General features: G+C 64.1%; 14 protein-coding genes, 1 tRNA gene and 2 pseudogenes. 7 read left to right on the top strand and 10 right to left on the bottom strand.

The genetic code is table 11. The features are described 5' to 3' along the window. The first annotated feature begins 55 nt into the window (after positions 1-55). From AC1ZQA_RS11800 to AC1ZQA_RS11780, 5 genes are all read left to right on the top strand, one after another. Positions 56-595 carry a hemerythrin domain-containing protein gene (locus AC1ZQA_RS11800; protein WP_482677066.1) on the top strand — a complete coding sequence of 180 codons (540 nt, stop codon included), beginning with the start codon at positions 56-58 and terminating at the stop codon, positions 593-595. Between the two features lie 238 nt (positions 596-833). Next, on the top strand, positions 834-1,172 hold the full coding sequence (tnpA, locus tag AC1ZQA_RS11795; protein WP_482676863.1) for an IS66 family insertion sequence element accessory protein TnpA: 339 nt from the start codon (positions 834-836) through the stop codon (positions 1,170-1,172). After that, a complete protein-coding gene (gene tnpB, locus AC1ZQA_RS11790) occupies positions 1,172-1,519 on the top strand; it encodes an IS66 family insertion sequence element accessory protein TnpB (protein ID WP_482676862.1) in 348 nt (115 codons plus the stop codon). Before tnpA ends, tnpB begins: the two co-directional genes overlap by 1 nt. A gap of 62 nt (positions 1,520-1,581) precedes the next feature. Beyond that, positions 1,582-3,177, top strand: a complete 1,596-nt coding sequence (gene tnpC / locus AC1ZQA_RS11785; RefSeq protein ID WP_482676861.1) for an IS66 family transposase — start codon at positions 1,582-1,584, stop codon at positions 3,175-3,177. After that, the gene (locus tag AC1ZQA_RS11780) at positions 3,174-3,722 is read left to right on the top strand and encodes a hypothetical protein (RefSeq protein ID WP_482677032.1); all 549 of its coding nucleotides are present in this window, start codon (positions 3,174-3,176) and stop codon (positions 3,720-3,722) included. The genes tnpC and AC1ZQA_RS11780 overlap by 4 nt, the downstream gene beginning before the upstream one ends. Before the next feature lie 82 nt (positions 3,723-3,804). On the opposite strand, the pseudogene AC1ZQA_RS11775 reads toward AC1ZQA_RS11780, so the two are convergent. After that, a pseudogene (locus tag AC1ZQA_RS11775) lies at positions 3,805-4,227 on the bottom strand (IS256 family transposase); the annotation flags it as partial. Positions 4,228-4,466: 239 nt separating this feature from the next. Between AC1ZQA_RS11775 and AC1ZQA_RS11770 the strand changes: the two are divergent. Together AC1ZQA_RS11770 and AC1ZQA_RS11765 are read left to right on the top strand one after the other, a co-directional pair. After that, positions 4,467-4,634, top strand: a pseudogene (locus AC1ZQA_RS11770) (IS21 family transposase); the annotation flags it as partial. Between the two features lie 225 nt (positions 4,635-4,859). Further along, positions 4,860-5,996, top strand: a complete 1,137-nt coding sequence (locus tag AC1ZQA_RS11765; protein WP_482677065.1) for an IS5 family transposase — start codon at positions 4,860-4,862, stop codon at positions 5,994-5,996. A 914-nt stretch (positions 5,997-6,910) separates the two neighbouring features. Here the strand turns inward: AC1ZQA_RS11765 and AC1ZQA_RS11760 are convergent. The 9 genes from AC1ZQA_RS11760 to AC1ZQA_RS11720 all read right to left on the bottom strand — a co-directional run bounded on the left by AC1ZQA_RS11760 (position 6,911) and on the right by AC1ZQA_RS11720 (position 14,628). Continuing rightward, positions 6,911-6,986 (bottom strand) — tRNA-Thr (locus AC1ZQA_RS11760). A 41-nt stretch (positions 6,987-7,027) separates the two neighbouring features. After that, complete coding sequence (locus tag AC1ZQA_RS11755) at positions 7,028-7,549, bottom strand: ClpXP protease specificity-enhancing factor (RefSeq protein WP_482677064.1); 522 nt, start codon at positions 7,547-7,549, stop codon at positions 7,028-7,030. A gap of 15 nt (positions 7,550-7,564) precedes the next feature. Further along, the gene (locus AC1ZQA_RS11750; RefSeq protein ID WP_482677063.1) at positions 7,565-8,176 is read right to left on the bottom strand and encodes a glutathione S-transferase N-terminal domain-containing protein; all 612 of its coding nucleotides are present in this window, start codon (positions 8,174-8,176) and stop codon (positions 7,565-7,567) included. A 170-nt stretch (positions 8,177-8,346) separates the two neighbouring features. Further along, positions 8,347-9,129 (bottom strand): cytochrome c1, encoded by a 783-nt coding sequence (locus AC1ZQA_RS11745; protein WP_482677062.1) that lies wholly within the window; start codon positions 9,127-9,129, stop codon positions 8,347-8,349. A gap of 11 nt (positions 9,130-9,140) precedes the next feature. Beyond that, positions 9,141-10,544, bottom strand: coding sequence for a cytochrome b (locus AC1ZQA_RS11740; RefSeq protein ID WP_482677061.1), 1,404 nt, complete (start codon positions 10,542-10,544; stop codon positions 9,141-9,143). 53 nt (positions 10,545-10,597) lie between these two features. Continuing rightward, positions 10,598-11,179: a ubiquinol-cytochrome c reductase iron-sulfur subunit gene (gene petA / locus AC1ZQA_RS11735; RefSeq protein ID WP_482677060.1), complete on the bottom strand. Its 582-nt coding sequence runs from the start codon at positions 11,177-11,179 to the stop codon at positions 10,598-10,600. A 197-nt stretch (positions 11,180-11,376) separates the two neighbouring features. Further along, positions 11,377-11,835 carry a pyruvate kinase gene (locus tag AC1ZQA_RS11730; RefSeq protein WP_482677059.1) on the bottom strand — a complete coding sequence of 153 codons (459 nt, stop codon included), beginning with the start codon at positions 11,833-11,835 and terminating at the stop codon, positions 11,377-11,379. 315 nt (positions 11,836-12,150) lie between these two features. Then, a complete protein-coding gene (locus AC1ZQA_RS11725) occupies positions 12,151-13,551 on the bottom strand; it encodes a pyruvate kinase (protein WP_482677058.1) in 1,401 nt (466 codons plus the stop codon). Between the two features lie 171 nt (positions 13,552-13,722). Next, positions 13,723-14,628, bottom strand: a complete 906-nt coding sequence (locus AC1ZQA_RS11720; RefSeq protein WP_482677057.1) for a pseudouridine synthase — start codon at positions 14,626-14,628, stop codon at positions 13,723-13,725. Between the last annotated feature and the right edge of the window lie 4 nt (positions 14,629-14,632).

Below are 14,632 nucleotides of genomic sequence, written 5' to 3'. Positions count from 1 at the left end.
AGTATTATAGTTACCACAATAGCAGGCGTCTCGCAGCGCATGAAAGGAGCGCAACATGGATCTCGACAAGCTTTTCGGTGCGCATGCAAGCGCAGGCTTCGATGCACCGCTGGCGCTGCTGTCCGCCTGCCATGAGCGCATCGCCAAGCAGTGCACCACCCTGCAGCGCCTGCCTGCGCACTTGGCAGTGCATGGCGCCGATGATGCAGCGCGGCAGGCTGTTGCGCAGGTGATGCGGTATTTCGACACAGCGGGGCGCCTGCACCATCAGGACGAAGAAGAGGATCTGTTTCCCGCGCTGTTCGAGGCCATGGCCGGTTCGGATGCAGTGTGTCTGCATGAAATGCACGCGCGCATCACGCGCGAACACCGTGCGCTCGACGCTGCATGGCAGACACTCTATACGCAGCTTGTCCCCCTCAAGGAAGGCAATGCCACTGCGCTCGATCCGCAAAGCGTGGAGGATTTTGCTTTCCGTCACAGGCGGCACATCGATTTCGAAGAAGGGGAACTCCTGCCTCTGGCCGCACGGCTACTCAGTGATGCGCAACTTCAGGTCATCGGCCAAGCGATGCGCGCACGGCGGGCGGGTTGATTCTGACAAATCCCACGATATGGCTTGAGGCTTTCTTATTGATCTTTACTTAATTAATGACACTACCAGAGCGTAGCCTGCATCCAGCATGCGGCAATGATCGAGGGGCGTTTCTGAGCGCTCTTGAGCTTGTTGCGCGCGGTCGTGTGCAGGTAACCGGTAAGCCAGCGGCGTTCTTTCGTTCGTTTCGGATCCCACGAAGAATGTTTCCCATCGCAGGGATGAGGAGACATTCGAGATGGAGAACGACGCGGCAGAGGTGGCCGAGGTCAAGCGGCGGCGGCACCTGGACGAGGCGTGCTGGCGCGACGTGATTGAGCGTTTCCCGGCCTCGGGGCTGACGCTCAAGAGCTTTTGTCGGCAGGAGCGAGTGTGTGTGAGCAGCTATCGGCGCTGGCGTGAGCGGCTGTCGGGCAAGGTGAAGGCTGCGCCCGTGACGGCCAAGACTGGGCGTATGGAGCAGCGTGCCGCGGGGTTCATCGAGTTGGGCGAAGTCGGTACCGGCGGCATGCATGCGCCCATGGAGTTGCGGCTGGACCTGGGCGGCGGCATGAGCCTGCATCTGGTGCGCCGCTGATGTTCTTTCCTGAGGGGCGCATCCGGGTCTTCTTGTATGGGCAGCCTGCCGACATGCGCAAGTCCTACGACGGGCTGTACGCGCTGGCGCGCCAGGGCTTTGAGGTCGACCCGCTGGGCGGGCATCTGTTCGTGTTCGCGAACCGTCGGGCTGACCAGATCAAGGTGCTGTACTTCGATCGCAGCGGCTGGTGCGTGTGGAGCAAACGGCTGGAGGCCGGCCGCTTTGTGCGCGACTGGGGCGGGCAGCGCAGCGCCGAGATCGACTTCACCGCGCTCAAGCTCCTGCTCGAGGGGCTGCAGGTGACGCGGCAGTTCAAGCGGCATCGACACGTGGAGTGGCGATAACGGGTTTTGCAATGTGGCAAAGCCCGATTCCCTTCGGGCTTTGCCATGGGCACAATGCTTTCATGCGTGCAGACCCCGCTCAAGTGCAGACCTATACCGCCCAGATCGTGGCGGGCATGGCGGTTGAGGCTCTCGTGCGGTTGCTGCAATCGCAAGCGCAGACCATCGTTGAGCAGCAGCGGCAACTGGCGTGGTTCAGGCGACAGATCTTCGGCAGCAAGAGCGAACGGCTGCAGAGCGTGGCCGATGCGCAGCAACTTCATCTCGGCCAGATTCTGGGTGATCTGCCGATCCCGCCACAAGCCCCCGAGGCTGGACGCCAAGTGGCCGGGCACACGCGGCGCGCACGCACGACAGATTGTGCTGGCGACCAGGACGCGACGGCGTTCTTCGACGCCGAGCGGGTCGAGGTGCAGGTCATCCACCTGCCGTGCGCCCAGGCGCAGGGGTTGCGTGCCGAGGAGTACGAGGTCATCGGCGAGAAGGTCAGCTACCGCCTGGCGCAGCGCCCGGGCGCCTATGTGGCGCTCAAGTACGTGCGCCCGGTGATCAAGCGGCTCGACACCGCGACCCTGCACTGCGCGCCGGCGCCGGCCAGCGTGTTCGAGGGCAGCCGCGCCGACGTGAGTTTCGTCGCCGGCATGGCGGTGGACAAGTTCCGCTACCACCTGCCGCTGTACCGCCAGCATCAGCGGCTGGCCGATGCCGGCTTCAAGCTCAGCCGGGCCTGGTTGACCCAGCTCATGCAGCAGACTGCGGCGCTGCTCGAGCCCATCGTGGATGCGCAGCTGGCCTCGATCCTGGGCGGGCATGTGATCACGATGGACGAGACCCCGATCAAGGCCGGCCGCGCCGGGCCGGGGAAGATGAAGGGCACGTACTTCTGGCCGGTGTATGGCGAGCACGACGAGGTGTGCTTCCCCCACTTCGCCTCGCGCCGCCATGAGCATGTGAGCCAAGTTCTTGGACAGTTGCCCAGTGGCACGGTGCTGCTGAGCGATGGCTACGCGGCCTATGCCCGCTATGCGAGGCAGACCGGAGTCACCCACGCGCAGTGCTGGGCGCACGCGCGGCGCCTGTTCTTCGAGGCGCAAGACGCCGAGCCGCGGGCGGCCACGCAAGCCTTGCAGCACATCACCGCGCTGTACCGTATCGAGGCCGAGATCCGCGCCGCCGGGTGGGAGGGTGCGGCCAAGCTGGCGCATCGCGCCACCCACAGCCGGGCGCGGGTGCAGGCGTTCTTCGCCTGGGTCGAGCAGCAGTTCGCGCAGCAGGGCCTGCTGCCGAGCAATCCGTTGACCAAAGCGCTGGCCTACGTGCGAGAGCGACGGGCAGCGCTGTCAGTGTTCATCGATGACCCGGCGGTGCCCATCGACACGAACCACATCGAGCGCGCGCTGCGTCCGATCCCGATGGGGCGGCGCAACTGGCTGTTCTGCTGGAGCGAGGTCGGCGCACGCCATGTGGGCATCCTGCAAAGCCTCATCGCCACCTGCGTGCTGCAGGGTATCGACCCGTACACCTATCTGGTCGACGTGTTGCAGCGCGTGGGCCGACATCCCCAGTCCCGGGTGGTCGAACTCACCCCCAGGCTGTGGACGCAGCACTTCGGGCAGGACCCGCTGTGCTCGGACCTGGACAGGGCCGCGCCCCGATGACGCAGCGGATCTCCACGCGCATTGTTGCCCAGGCGATCCTCACCGTCGACCGCATGGATCTGCGCGCGCGCGAGGCGCTCGCCGACGAGATCCATGCGCACCAGCCCACGCTGCTTGCCAGTGTGCTGGTCCTGCCGCGCCTGGGCGCCAGGCTGGAGCAGGTCGAGATTATCCTCAACATCCTCTTCGTGGTGTACCAGGCGATGAAGATCAGCGGACATGCATGGCCGATGGTCTGCGAGGATCTGCAAGATCGCTGCCTCGACCGCCTCGTGGCGAAGATGCTCTTCCTCGACGGCTTGACCACGCTGCAGCAGGCGCAGGCGCTGCAGCAGCAGATCGACTCCCACGCCGAGCCCAACCTGCTGGCGTTCGTCTACAGCCGCCTGCAGGATCACGACCTGCTGGACGTGAAAACCGATGCGATCAAGTTCATGCTTCTGGCAGCGGTGAACCTCACCGAGTGCGTCGCAGCAGTATGCCCATCGCACACCACCAAGGCGGTGCAGCGGCGCACTGCCCGACGCGTGAAGACTGCTGCCTGATGCTGCTGCATCTACCCACCCAATAGCTCGAGCGCAATCACGCCGCTGGCTGAACGCTTACACACGAGCGGCGCACCTTGGGTGGCAGCGGACCCAGCGTGCTGGCGTAGCGCCGCGTGGACACCCCAGCGGCCACCGCCGACAGCGTGGCCGCATTGAGCGGGTCGGCCCCTGCCGCCCAGGCAAACGTGGGCAGGGGAAGTTCCCCGCCATCGAGGGCGCGTGCCCTTGGCCGGCGCATGTCGATGCGCTGCCCGCCCAGCACCACGCGGCTGCTGGTGTGCCCGCCGCGCACGGCGCGGCGCTGGGCATCGGGCACGCCCTTGGGACCGCACAACGCCTCTCGGTCGGCTTCCATCATCACGTCCAGCACCCGCCGACCGGCTTCGATGCACAGCCCGTAAAACGCTTGCTGCACGTCCTGCAAAACGCCTTGTAATGGCATCGAGATCTGAACTTGGGGCTGCGCGCATGCGCGCGCCGTGGATTTCGTGCGAGACTTCATCTTGGTGGTTCCTTTCTTTGCTTGCGAGGCACCCGCATGCTCGCATGCGGGCGAAAGGAGCCGCCACCTTCACACTATCCGTTCAACAGAGTTCGGGACATCGCCGTGATTTCGTTTCGTGATTGATTCAACATGCAACATAAACTTTTTTGGCTCTCTTGAATTTCGAGTGGGTTACGCGGCGGTTGATTGCAGTTGAAAACTGAGCAGAGCAGGGCAATGCGCCATGACACGCGGGGTTCATTCCCTTGAGCTTTGAGATGGGCGAAGCGTTCCAGTTTGACTGGAGCTGCGAGTATGTGGTGATTGCGGGGCTGCGCAGGCGCCTGGAAATGGCGCACACCAAGCTGGCCGCGAGCCGAGCCTTCCTTCTCGTGGCGTACTTCACTCAATCCCACGAAATGCTGGGATTCCGCATTTCCGCCGAGCGCCGCAGAAGCCTAGGAGTCTGTCGGGCTTGGGGCGTGGAGGGCGAAAAAGGGCTGTGGGGATGCTATGGGGCAAGAAGCCGCTGGCGCAGCGCGCCGCACAACCGTTTTGCAGCCCGCGATCCGCAAGTCTGAGAGGATGTAAACGAAAACAACATCTCGTGCGTTATGCTCGGATCGGGGCATGCGGACACGAGGCGGCAGATGGTGAAGAAGGCGCAGGATGAGCAAGCAAGACGACCGGGCCGCAAGCCCTCTCTGGACGCTGAACACACCACAGTGCTGCGTGCGATCACCCAGGAGCAGCCACGCGCGTCGTTGGACGAGGTGACGCGCGAGTTGCTTCGACGCACGGGCGTCAAGGTCAGCACGGTGACCGTGCGCAAGGCGCTGCGCGAGGCCGGCATCGAGCGGCTCAAGCCCTTGCGCCGCGCCGGTGAGCGCGCTGCGGTGCAAGGAACTGCGCCCAAGCGCTACGGCTACACCGCCGCGCACCGCCGTGCCGATGGCGCCAGCGGCATGAACACCGATTTGACCGATGCCGAGTGGGCGTTGGTGGCGGACCTGTTCGAGCGCGATGGCCAGCGCGGTGCGCCACCCCGCTACGCGCGCCGCCAGATGGTCAACGCCTGCTGCTACGCGCTGCGCACGGGGTGCGCATGGCGGTTGCTGCCCAAGACCTTCCCGCCCTGGCAGGCGACCTACATGTCGTTCAAGCGCTGGGCTGCGGCCGGCGTGTTCGAGGCCCTGCACGACCGGCTGCGCCAGCAATGGCGCGATCGCATGGGCAGAGCCCCCGAGCCGACGGCCGCCATCATCGATGCGCAAAGCACGCGCAGCACGGCCCAGGGCGGCAACACCGGGTTCGACGCGGGCAAGAAGGTCAAGGGGCGCAAGCGCCATCTGGTGGTCGATACCCTGGGATTGCTGCTGGCCGTCACGCTCACGGCAGCCAGCGTGCAGGATCGTGATGCGGCGGCCGAGGTCGTGGCGCAGGCCTGCACCAAAGTCCCGGGACTGAAAAAACTCTACACCGACGCCGCCTACGGCGGCAAATGCGCCGTAGGCATCGAGCTGACCCACGGCATCAGCGTGGAGGTCGTGCGTCACCCCGGCAACCGCAGCACGGGAACCTGGCAAGACGCGCAGCAGCCCCTGTGGCCCGAGACTGTTGCCAAGGGCTTCGTCGTGCAGGCCAAGCGCTGGGTGGTCGAGCGCACGCATGCCTGGAACGAGCGAGCCCGCCGCCTCATGGCGCACCATGACCGATCCAACTGGGCCCCGCTCGCCTGGGTGTGGTTGGCCGAAGCGCGTATCCTCGCGACACGATTGGCAGGGTAAATCATTTCGTTTACACCCTCTGACAGACTCCTAGGAATCGCAGTCTAACCAGTCCAAGTTTTCTGCCGCACCCCGGTGGCTCAAATTTGGATCGGCGCCGACAGAGCTTGCGCCCGTTGCCGTCGGCTGGCGGCGAGCCTGATTCGAGGCTGCCATCGTGGGCGTCTCAATGGACCGTGGGCTCTCGATATCGCCCAGACGAGGTGCCATCGCCCACTGGCAGAGCCGGTGCATCAACGGCACGAGTCGCCGGCCCATGTCTTGGAGCGTTCATTTTGCTCCCCGTGAATCCGTTGCCTTCCTTGGTCTGCCCCGCCCGCGCCGACCAGGGGCCTCCTCCTGTCTGGCCGGTGCTGACGTGGCAGGCGGTGCAAAGGCGTTAGGCTCAATGCCACCAGTGACTTTGAGCCAATGGATCAGGTGATCCCTCGCCACGACGCGACTTCCTCCGAGTTTGAGGGTCTGCAGCGGCGGGACGTCCTGACCGAGATCGATGAAGCCACCTCGCAGCCGGTTCTCGAGCGTCCTGCCGGCGGGCATCCCAAGCTCCTCAAGTTCGTAAAGCTTCAGAAATGCTTTCTTCAAGATTTCCATCACCCCCCCCACAAAGTGATGCGCGTATTGCGCTCTCATCCTGTTCTAGGAACTCAAACGCTTTGCCCAGAAAGATCAAGAAAAGTCGGGGCCGAAAATGCACATCCGACCCTCGTTCTAGGTTGGTGTGTGTTTTCGCGTGGGTCTGCTTGCGTGTGGGAATCCTGTGGGAAAAAAATCGGGAAGAATCGGGGGCGATCGGGTGCCTTTTGTGGGAACCCAGTGGGAATTGAGTGGGAATTCATTCCCACTGAGACAGAAAAAAGCCACACCTTGTTGATGTGGCTTGTTCTGTAAGTCATTGATTAATTGAAATTTTTTGGTGCCGACTATCCGAATCGAACGGATGACCTACCGCTTACAAGGCGGTTGCTCTACCAGCTGAGCTAAGTCGGCGTGGGCGTTTGGGGACGCCGGGTTGCGCAATGTCAGTATGACTATTTCACGCGGGTCAGATGTGTGCCGCCCGGTCTGGGCGCCGAGGGTGGAGGCTCTGGCGGGGGACCGCTCTGACCAGTTTGTGTTGATTTTACCGGCCTCAGACGGGGTGGCGGAGTCGATGCATCTTGTTCGCTCTGATCGGAGGCAACAGGGGCATTGTCGGCTTCGCCATCAGAGGGGGCGTCGTGACCCGTCTCCAGGGGAAATGCCATGCCTTGGCTGTTTTCGCGAGCGTAAATTGCAGTGACCTGTCCGATGGGCACCAGGATGTCTCGTGCGACACCGCCAAAGCGGGCCTTGAAGCGGATGTCGTCGTTGCCGATGTTGAGCGCACTGGTCGCGTCGAAGCTGATGTTGAGCACGATTTCGCCGTTCTTCACGAACTCCATCGGCACGCGCGCACCGGCGCCCACCTGGACCGCGAGGTAAGGCGTCAGGCCGTTATCCGTGCACCATTCGTAGATGGCGCGAATCAGATAGGGCTTGGTGGAACTGATGTTTTGCGTGCTGCGGTCCATCATGCGAATGCCAGCTTACTTGCGCATGATCTTTTCAGACGGCGTGAGCGCCTCGATGTAGGCCGGGCGCTGGAAAATACGCTCGGCGTATTTCGCCAGGGGCAGGGTCGACTTGGGCAGGTCGATGCCGTAGTGGTCGAGCCGCCACAGCAGCGGAGCGATGGCCACGTCGAGCATGGAAAAGTCTTCGCCCAGCATGTATTTGTTTTTCAGAAAAACAGGCGCGAGTTGCGTGAGGCGGTCGCGGATCGCGGCGCGCGCCTTTTCCAGGGCCTTTTCGTTGGACTTGGTGGCGCGCGATTCCAGCGTGCTGACATGGACGAACAATTCCTTTTCGAAGTTGAACAGGAACAGGCGCACGCGGGCACGGGCCACCGGATCGCCTGGCATGAGCTGCGGATGCGGGAAGCGCTCGTCGATGTACTCGTTGATGATGTTGGATTCGTACAGAATCAGGTCGCGCTCGACCAGGATGGGCACCTGGCCGTAGGGATTCATGACGCTGACGTCTTCGGGTTTGTTGAACAGGTCGACGTCACGGATTTCGAAATCCATGCCTTTTTCGAACAGCACGAAGCGGCAACGCTGCGAGAACGGGCAGGTCGTGCCGGAATAAAGCACCATCATGAATGCAGACTCCTAACAAAAAACAAAGGGCCGCCCCGAGATTTTTTGACCCCCTCGGCGGCGGGCCGGGCTAGGCCCGACCTGGGGGCTGAAAAAACAGAACGGGGTGGCGGAGCCACCCCGGCGATTCGGATTGGGCGCTGAGCCCGGGGTTCGGGCCGTTGCCAGTGCTACGTCACATCTTTCCAGTATTCGGATTTCAGTTTCCAGGTGATGAAGCTGAACAATCCCAGGAAGATGAGCACGATGACTCCCAGGCGCTTGCGGAACAGTTGGTCGGGCTCGGCCATCCACTGCATGTAGGCGACAAGGTCGGCAACTGTTGAATCATACTCGCTTGCCGATTCAGCCCCCTTGGTCAGCTGGGTGTAGCCGACAAAGGTCTTGAGCTTGACAGCGGGGTCTGCAGGATCGGGGCCGACCTGGAAGTTGGCCGCGCGTTCGCCCTGCAGCATCCACAGCGGGTTGGGCATGCCCACGCCCGGGAAGACCAGGTTGTTCCAGCCGCTCGGGCGGGTGTCGTCGCGGTAGAAGGTGCGCAGGTAGGTGTAGAGATAGTCCGTGCCGCTGCCGCGGTGCGAGGCCAGTGCCTTGGTGATGATGGACAGGTCCGGCGGTTCGACGCCAAACCACTTTTCGGCCTGTGCTGCGGTCATGGCCACACGCATGGTGTCGCCGATCTTGGCATCGCCGAACATCAGGTTGTGCTGAATCTGGTCATCGGTCAGGCCGATGTCGCGCAGGCTCTCGTAGCGCATGTATTTCGCGGAATGGCAGCCCAGGCAGTAGTTGACGAACAGGCGGGCACCGTTTTGCAGTGCCAGGATGTTGTTCACCCGATAGGGCGCGTGGTCGAGGGGAATTTCTTGCTCTTCAGCAGCGGCGCTGGCAATGCCTTGCAGCATCAGGCCAAGCAGCAGCCCCAGACACAGTCGGTGCAGGATGGATTTCATGGGCGCGCGCATCAGTGGGCTTTGAAGGTCAGGCGTTGCGGCACGGGTTTGAACGCGCCCAGTTGGCTCCACCATGGCATGAGGAAAAAGAAGCTGAAATACAGGAGCGTGCAGGTCAGTGCCACCGCATAGGCCACGGGCGAAGGCGGCTGGATGCCAAAATAGCCCAGCACGACGAAATTGATCGCAAACAGGATGTAGATGGCGCGGTGCCAGGTCGGGCGGTAGCGGATGGACTTGACTGGAGAATGATCCAGCCAGGGCAGAAAAAAGAAGATGATCACCGCACCGCCCATGCTGACCACGCCCCAGAATTTGGCGTCCACGGTGGCCAGTGCCCAGAACAGCAAGCCGCCGCCGACGGCAAACAGGGCGGCACGCGTAGGCCTGGCGCGATTCCGCCACAGCGCAAACAGCGTGGCCACGACAAGCACGGCCATCCAGATGTGCACGGTGTTGCTGGTGGTGGCGCGCAGAATGGAATAGAAGGGCGTGAAATACCAGACGGGCGCAATGTGCGGCGGGGTCTTGAGCGGATTGGCCGGGATGAAGTTGTTGTGCTCGAGGAAATAGCCACCAAACTGCGGTGCGAAAAACACCACCGCGCAGAAAATCATCAAGAACACCGACAGACCGAACAGGTCGTGCACGGTGTAGTACGGATGAAAGGCTACACCGTCACGCGGAATGCCGCGGCCGTCCTTGTTGTCCTTGATTTCCACGCCGTCCGGGTTGTTCGAGCCGACCTGGTGCAGGGCGATGATGTGCGAACCCACCAGGCCGATGAGCAGCAGCGGAATGGCGATGACGTGGAAGGCGAAAAAGCGGTTGAGCGTGACGTCGCTCACCACATAGTCGCCGCGAATCCATACCGCCAGATCCGGGCCGATGAAGGGGATGGCGGAAAACAGGTTGACGATGACCTGCGCGCCCCAGAAGGACATCTGCCCCCAGGGCAGCAGGTAGCCGAAGAAGGCTTCGGCCATGAGACACAGAAAGATCAGGCAGCCGAAAATCCAGATCAGCTCGCGCGGGGTGCGATAGGAGCCGTAGATCAGCCCGCGGAACATGTGCAGGTAGACCACGATGAAAAACGCTGACGCGCCGGTGGAGTGGATGTAGCGAATCAGCCAGCCCCAGTTCACGTCGCGCATGATGTACTCGACCGAGCCGAACGCCAGGGCGGCGTCGGGCTTGTAGTTCATCACCAGGAAAATGCCGCTGACGATCTGGATGGCCAGCACCACGATGGACAACGAGCCGAAGTAGTACCAGAAGTTGAGGTTCTTCGGCGCGTAGTACTCGGTCAGATGCGCGCTCCACAGCGAGGAGAACGGGAAGCGCTTGTCGATCCAGCCGCGCAGCCCGCCGTGTTCAGGCGCGGCATGCGCTCCGTGCAGCGATTGATCTGCCATTGAGGTGTCTCCTGTTGGTCTTGTGGGGAATGCGGCGGAGCGGTGAACTGGCCTCAGGCCTGCTCGTGCTCGCCGATGCGCAATTTGGCGTCGGTCACGAACATGTACGGTGGCACGACCAGGTTGTCGGGGGCCGGCATGTTCTTGAACACCCGACCGGCCAGATCGAACATCGAGCCGTGGCAGGGGCAGAGAAACCCGCCATCCCAGTCGGACGGCAGTGAAGGCTGCGGCCCGGGCGTGAAGCGATCCACCGGTGAGCAGCCCAGGTGCGTGCAGATCCCCACGACCACCAGATATTCCTTCTTGATCGAGCGCCACTGGGTCTGGGCCCAGACCGGGGTGGGGAAGGCGGTGCGCTTGGAATCCGGGTCAGCCACGAGGGCCTGGGTTTCGTCGAGCGACTTCAGCATGGCGGGCGTGCGGTGCAGAATCCACACGGGCTGGCCGCGCCACAGGACCGTCATTTTTTCGCTGGGGCGCAGGGTGCTGATGTCCACATCGACGGGACCACCCTCGGCGCGCGCCTTGGCGGAAGGCGCCATCGAATCGACAAAGGGAACGGCCGCACCCCCTGCTGCCACGCAACCGGCGCAGCCTGTAGCAATCAACCATGTGCGACGCTTTGAATCCATGTCCGTACTCCGCGAAAGATGGCGCATTGTTCCCTGCGCAGACCCGCTTGGACATTAGGAGAACCCTCTATAAGCACGCACTGATTTAGGCGCTTGTCGTTGATGAATGTCAAATGGAATCCTGCTGCGATGCAACAATATGAAGCCCTGGGCTGGGACTGCCACCACTTGATGGGCGGAGCATGCGGCGTTTGCACTCAGCGCCCTGATTGCGCAACGTCCACCTGTGGCTGCGCCGGCGGCAGTCGTGGCCCGGCAATGGACAGCGGGCGTCGCAGGGTCATGCGCTTGGCGTAATGGCCTTCCATGCGCTCCAGAACCCCGGAGAGAAAGCGCACGGCGTCGACGATATGTGGCCCCTTGTTCAACATGGCGCATTCGGCGCGGATGCTCATGGCCGCATCCGTCACTTCGGGGCGCGAGGGCTGGCCGCTGCGTGCCAGGGTGTCCAGGATCTGGGTGGCCCAGATCACCGGCAGGTGCGCCGCCTCGCACAGCCAGAGGATTTCCTCCTGCGCCTCGGACAGACGCTCGAACCCGAGTTCCACCGCCAGATCACCGCGTGCCACCATCACGCCCACGCGGGGATGCGCCAGCGCCTCGAGCAGGATGGACGGCAGTTGGGCGAAGGCCTGTCGGTTCTCGATCTTGAGCACGACGCCTGCATCGCTGCGTCCGAGCGCGGCAAGCTCCGCACGTAGCTAGGGCCTGTTCACGCTATTGGTGCACCCGCGTTGCCCCCAGGCGGGGATGGATGCAAGGCGGAGGCCAGGGGCAAGGCTGGGCGCCTTGCCCCTGGCTGACAACGCCGCAGACGCCCCGCCTGGGGGCAACCCTGCGGGCCGGGGGTCTGGGCGGCGCACTGCCACGTTGCAGTCCGCTTGTGGTGCAACACACCACGGCGCGGCCTGCGCCTCGCATTGCATCCGCCCAGACCCCCGGCGCGGGTGCACCAATAGCGTGAACAGGCCCTAGGCCACGTCCTGCGGGGCACGCAGGAAGGACAGTGCGACCAGGTCGACATGCGCGGCCATCGCGGCCAGATCGGCGCGGTCCTTGTCGGTCAGCGCCGGGGTGTCGAAGGTCGTGTCGGGGAAATTGATGCCTTTTTCCGCCTTGAGCTTGCTGCCGTTCGGTGCAGCATGGGTGATGCGCAGCCGCATGACATCCGGTGCGCAGCTCTCGATGACGGCGCCGATGCGTCCGTCGTCCAGCCAGACCGACTGTCCCGCGCGGGCGGAATGGAACGCGTCGGCCAGGGTGCAATGGATTTGCGGCGGTTCGGTGAAAGTGCCCTGCGGGTTGCGCACGCCGGGGCGGCCGGGCCGGTTTTCTTTGAGCAGCAGCAGCGGATCGCCGACGCACAGCCGCAGTTCGCCGGGCACCTCGGGGATGCCCTGGAGAGTGCCGGTACAGAGGATGTTGCGCCCCTGTTGCAAGGCAAATGCCATGTCCTCTTCCAGATAGACAGAACGATCGAAGGTGAACTGCATCAGGTCGCCGTCACGCCGCAGCAGCGTGCCGTAACGCACCCGCTTGCGGGCGTCGGTGACACGCAGACGCAGTGCGGGCGGCAGGACGTCGGGCAGTGCAGGGTGCAGGCTGGCGGCCAGCAGGACGGGCTCGACGGCGCTGTTCTGCGGTGCCGGGTTGGCGCCGAACCACAGGGCAAGCCGTGCCGCTTCGACCGGTTGCCCGTGCAGATCGCGCCGTGGCCGCAGATGCAGCACCCGTCCTTGCGGCGGCAAGGCGCCGGTGCGTGACTTGGGGCCGGCCAGATCGATCTGGACCAGCGGCACCCGCTCCTGCGCGCCGGGTGTGGCGCGAATCAGCGCGGCCATGCGCTGCCAGACTTTGGCATCGTCATGCGCGCAGTTGATGCGCGCCACGTCCATGCCGGCATCCACCAGGTCGCGGATGCCCTGGGCGTCCTGCGCGGATTGCGTCGCCAGAGTCACCATGATGCGCACGTCGCGCCGCGGCCGCGGTGGGTTGAGCAAGGCGGTCGCGTTGTCCTGCAGCAGCTGCGCGCCCTGGCCATGCGAGCAACAGGGGGCTGGACGATGGGCGTGGGACTGGCCGAGCATGTCTTCCAACCGCGCAGAGAGGGTGTCCAGCGCGGCGAGCACATGGGTCTCCATGCTGCCCAGGGACGACAGACCAAGCTGGGCCAGACGCAGTTGCAGCGGACGAAGATCCACCTGCCGCACCGCGAGATAGTGCAGCAGATTGCGTGCACTGGCCTGCCGCGCAGCAGGCAGGGCGGCGATCCGCTCGGCATGCGCAAGTTCCTGCTGCAGCGCCGCGGTGCGGAGTTGGCGGAGGGCAGCGAGCAGGTCGCCCGGAGGCAGCATCGAGGGTTCAGCAGACATGCCGCGTTGGTAACACGCGGAGATGACTGCGCTGTGTCACTCCGGATCAAGGCCGCACGAGCGTGCGCAACGGCCGCTCGTGGCCATCACGGCCTGCCGCGTGGATTGCTCCGGCATACACACCGAGAAGTCGCTCGACCTGTTCGCGAGTGCCAGGCCTGACGAGGGCCTTCAGAACTGCTCGTCGTCGCGCAGATAGCGCCAGGCACCGAGCGGCAGCGCGCCCAGCCGCACCTGGCCGATGCGTACCCGCTTGAGCCCGGTGACGCGCAGGCCGACGAGCTCGCACATGCGGCGAATCTGGCGCTTCTTGCCTTCGTGCAGCACAAAGCGCAACTGCTGCGGGTTAATCCATTCCACCTGCGCTGGGCGCAGCGGCTGGTCGTCCAGCATCAGGCCGTGGCGCAGCAAGGCGAGTTTGTTCTGAGGGAGGGCGGCCTGCACATCCTCTTCCCCCGCGTTGCCCGTCGGCGCGTCGCGCAGGCTGACGCGCACCAGATATTCCTTCTCGACTTCGCTGTCCTCACCGATGAGCTGGCGGGCGATGCGGCCGTCCTGCGTGAGCACCAGCAGGCCGGTGGAGTCGATGTCCAGCCGCCCCGCTACGGCCAGATGCCGCAGGTGCGCGGGCGAAAACTGGCGCGGCGCGTCGCACTCTTCCCAGCGGCTCTCGGCCTTGATCAGCGCAATGGCCGGGGTATAGCCATGCTCGGCCTGCGCGCTGACATAGCCCACTGGCTTGTGCAGCAGGATGGTGGCCTGCGCAGCCTGCTGATGCTGCGCCACCTTGCGAATGGCGATGCGCGACGCCGGCAGATTGGCCGCGACCTTGGCGCCCAGCACTGCCGGGGCGCCATCCACCAGGACCCAACCCTGTTCGATCCAGGCATCGGCCTCGCGCCGTGAGGCCAGGCCGAGTTCGGACATGCGCTTGGACAGTCGCACCGTGGTGTTCGGGTCGCCTTGGGCAGCGGGAGAGGCCGCCTTGGAAGGTGTGTGGCGGCGGGAAGGGGAACTGGCGTCGGCGCGCAGCGGGCGTCCGGGCCAGGCGGAAGCGGGGCGGGGTTTGGTGCTCACTGGA

It is taken from the genome of Thiomonas sp. DCM-2, assembly GCF_056820905.1.
The sequence above is the reverse complement of the archived record's forward strand: the minus strand, read 5'-3'. Positions and strand labels throughout refer to the sequence as shown.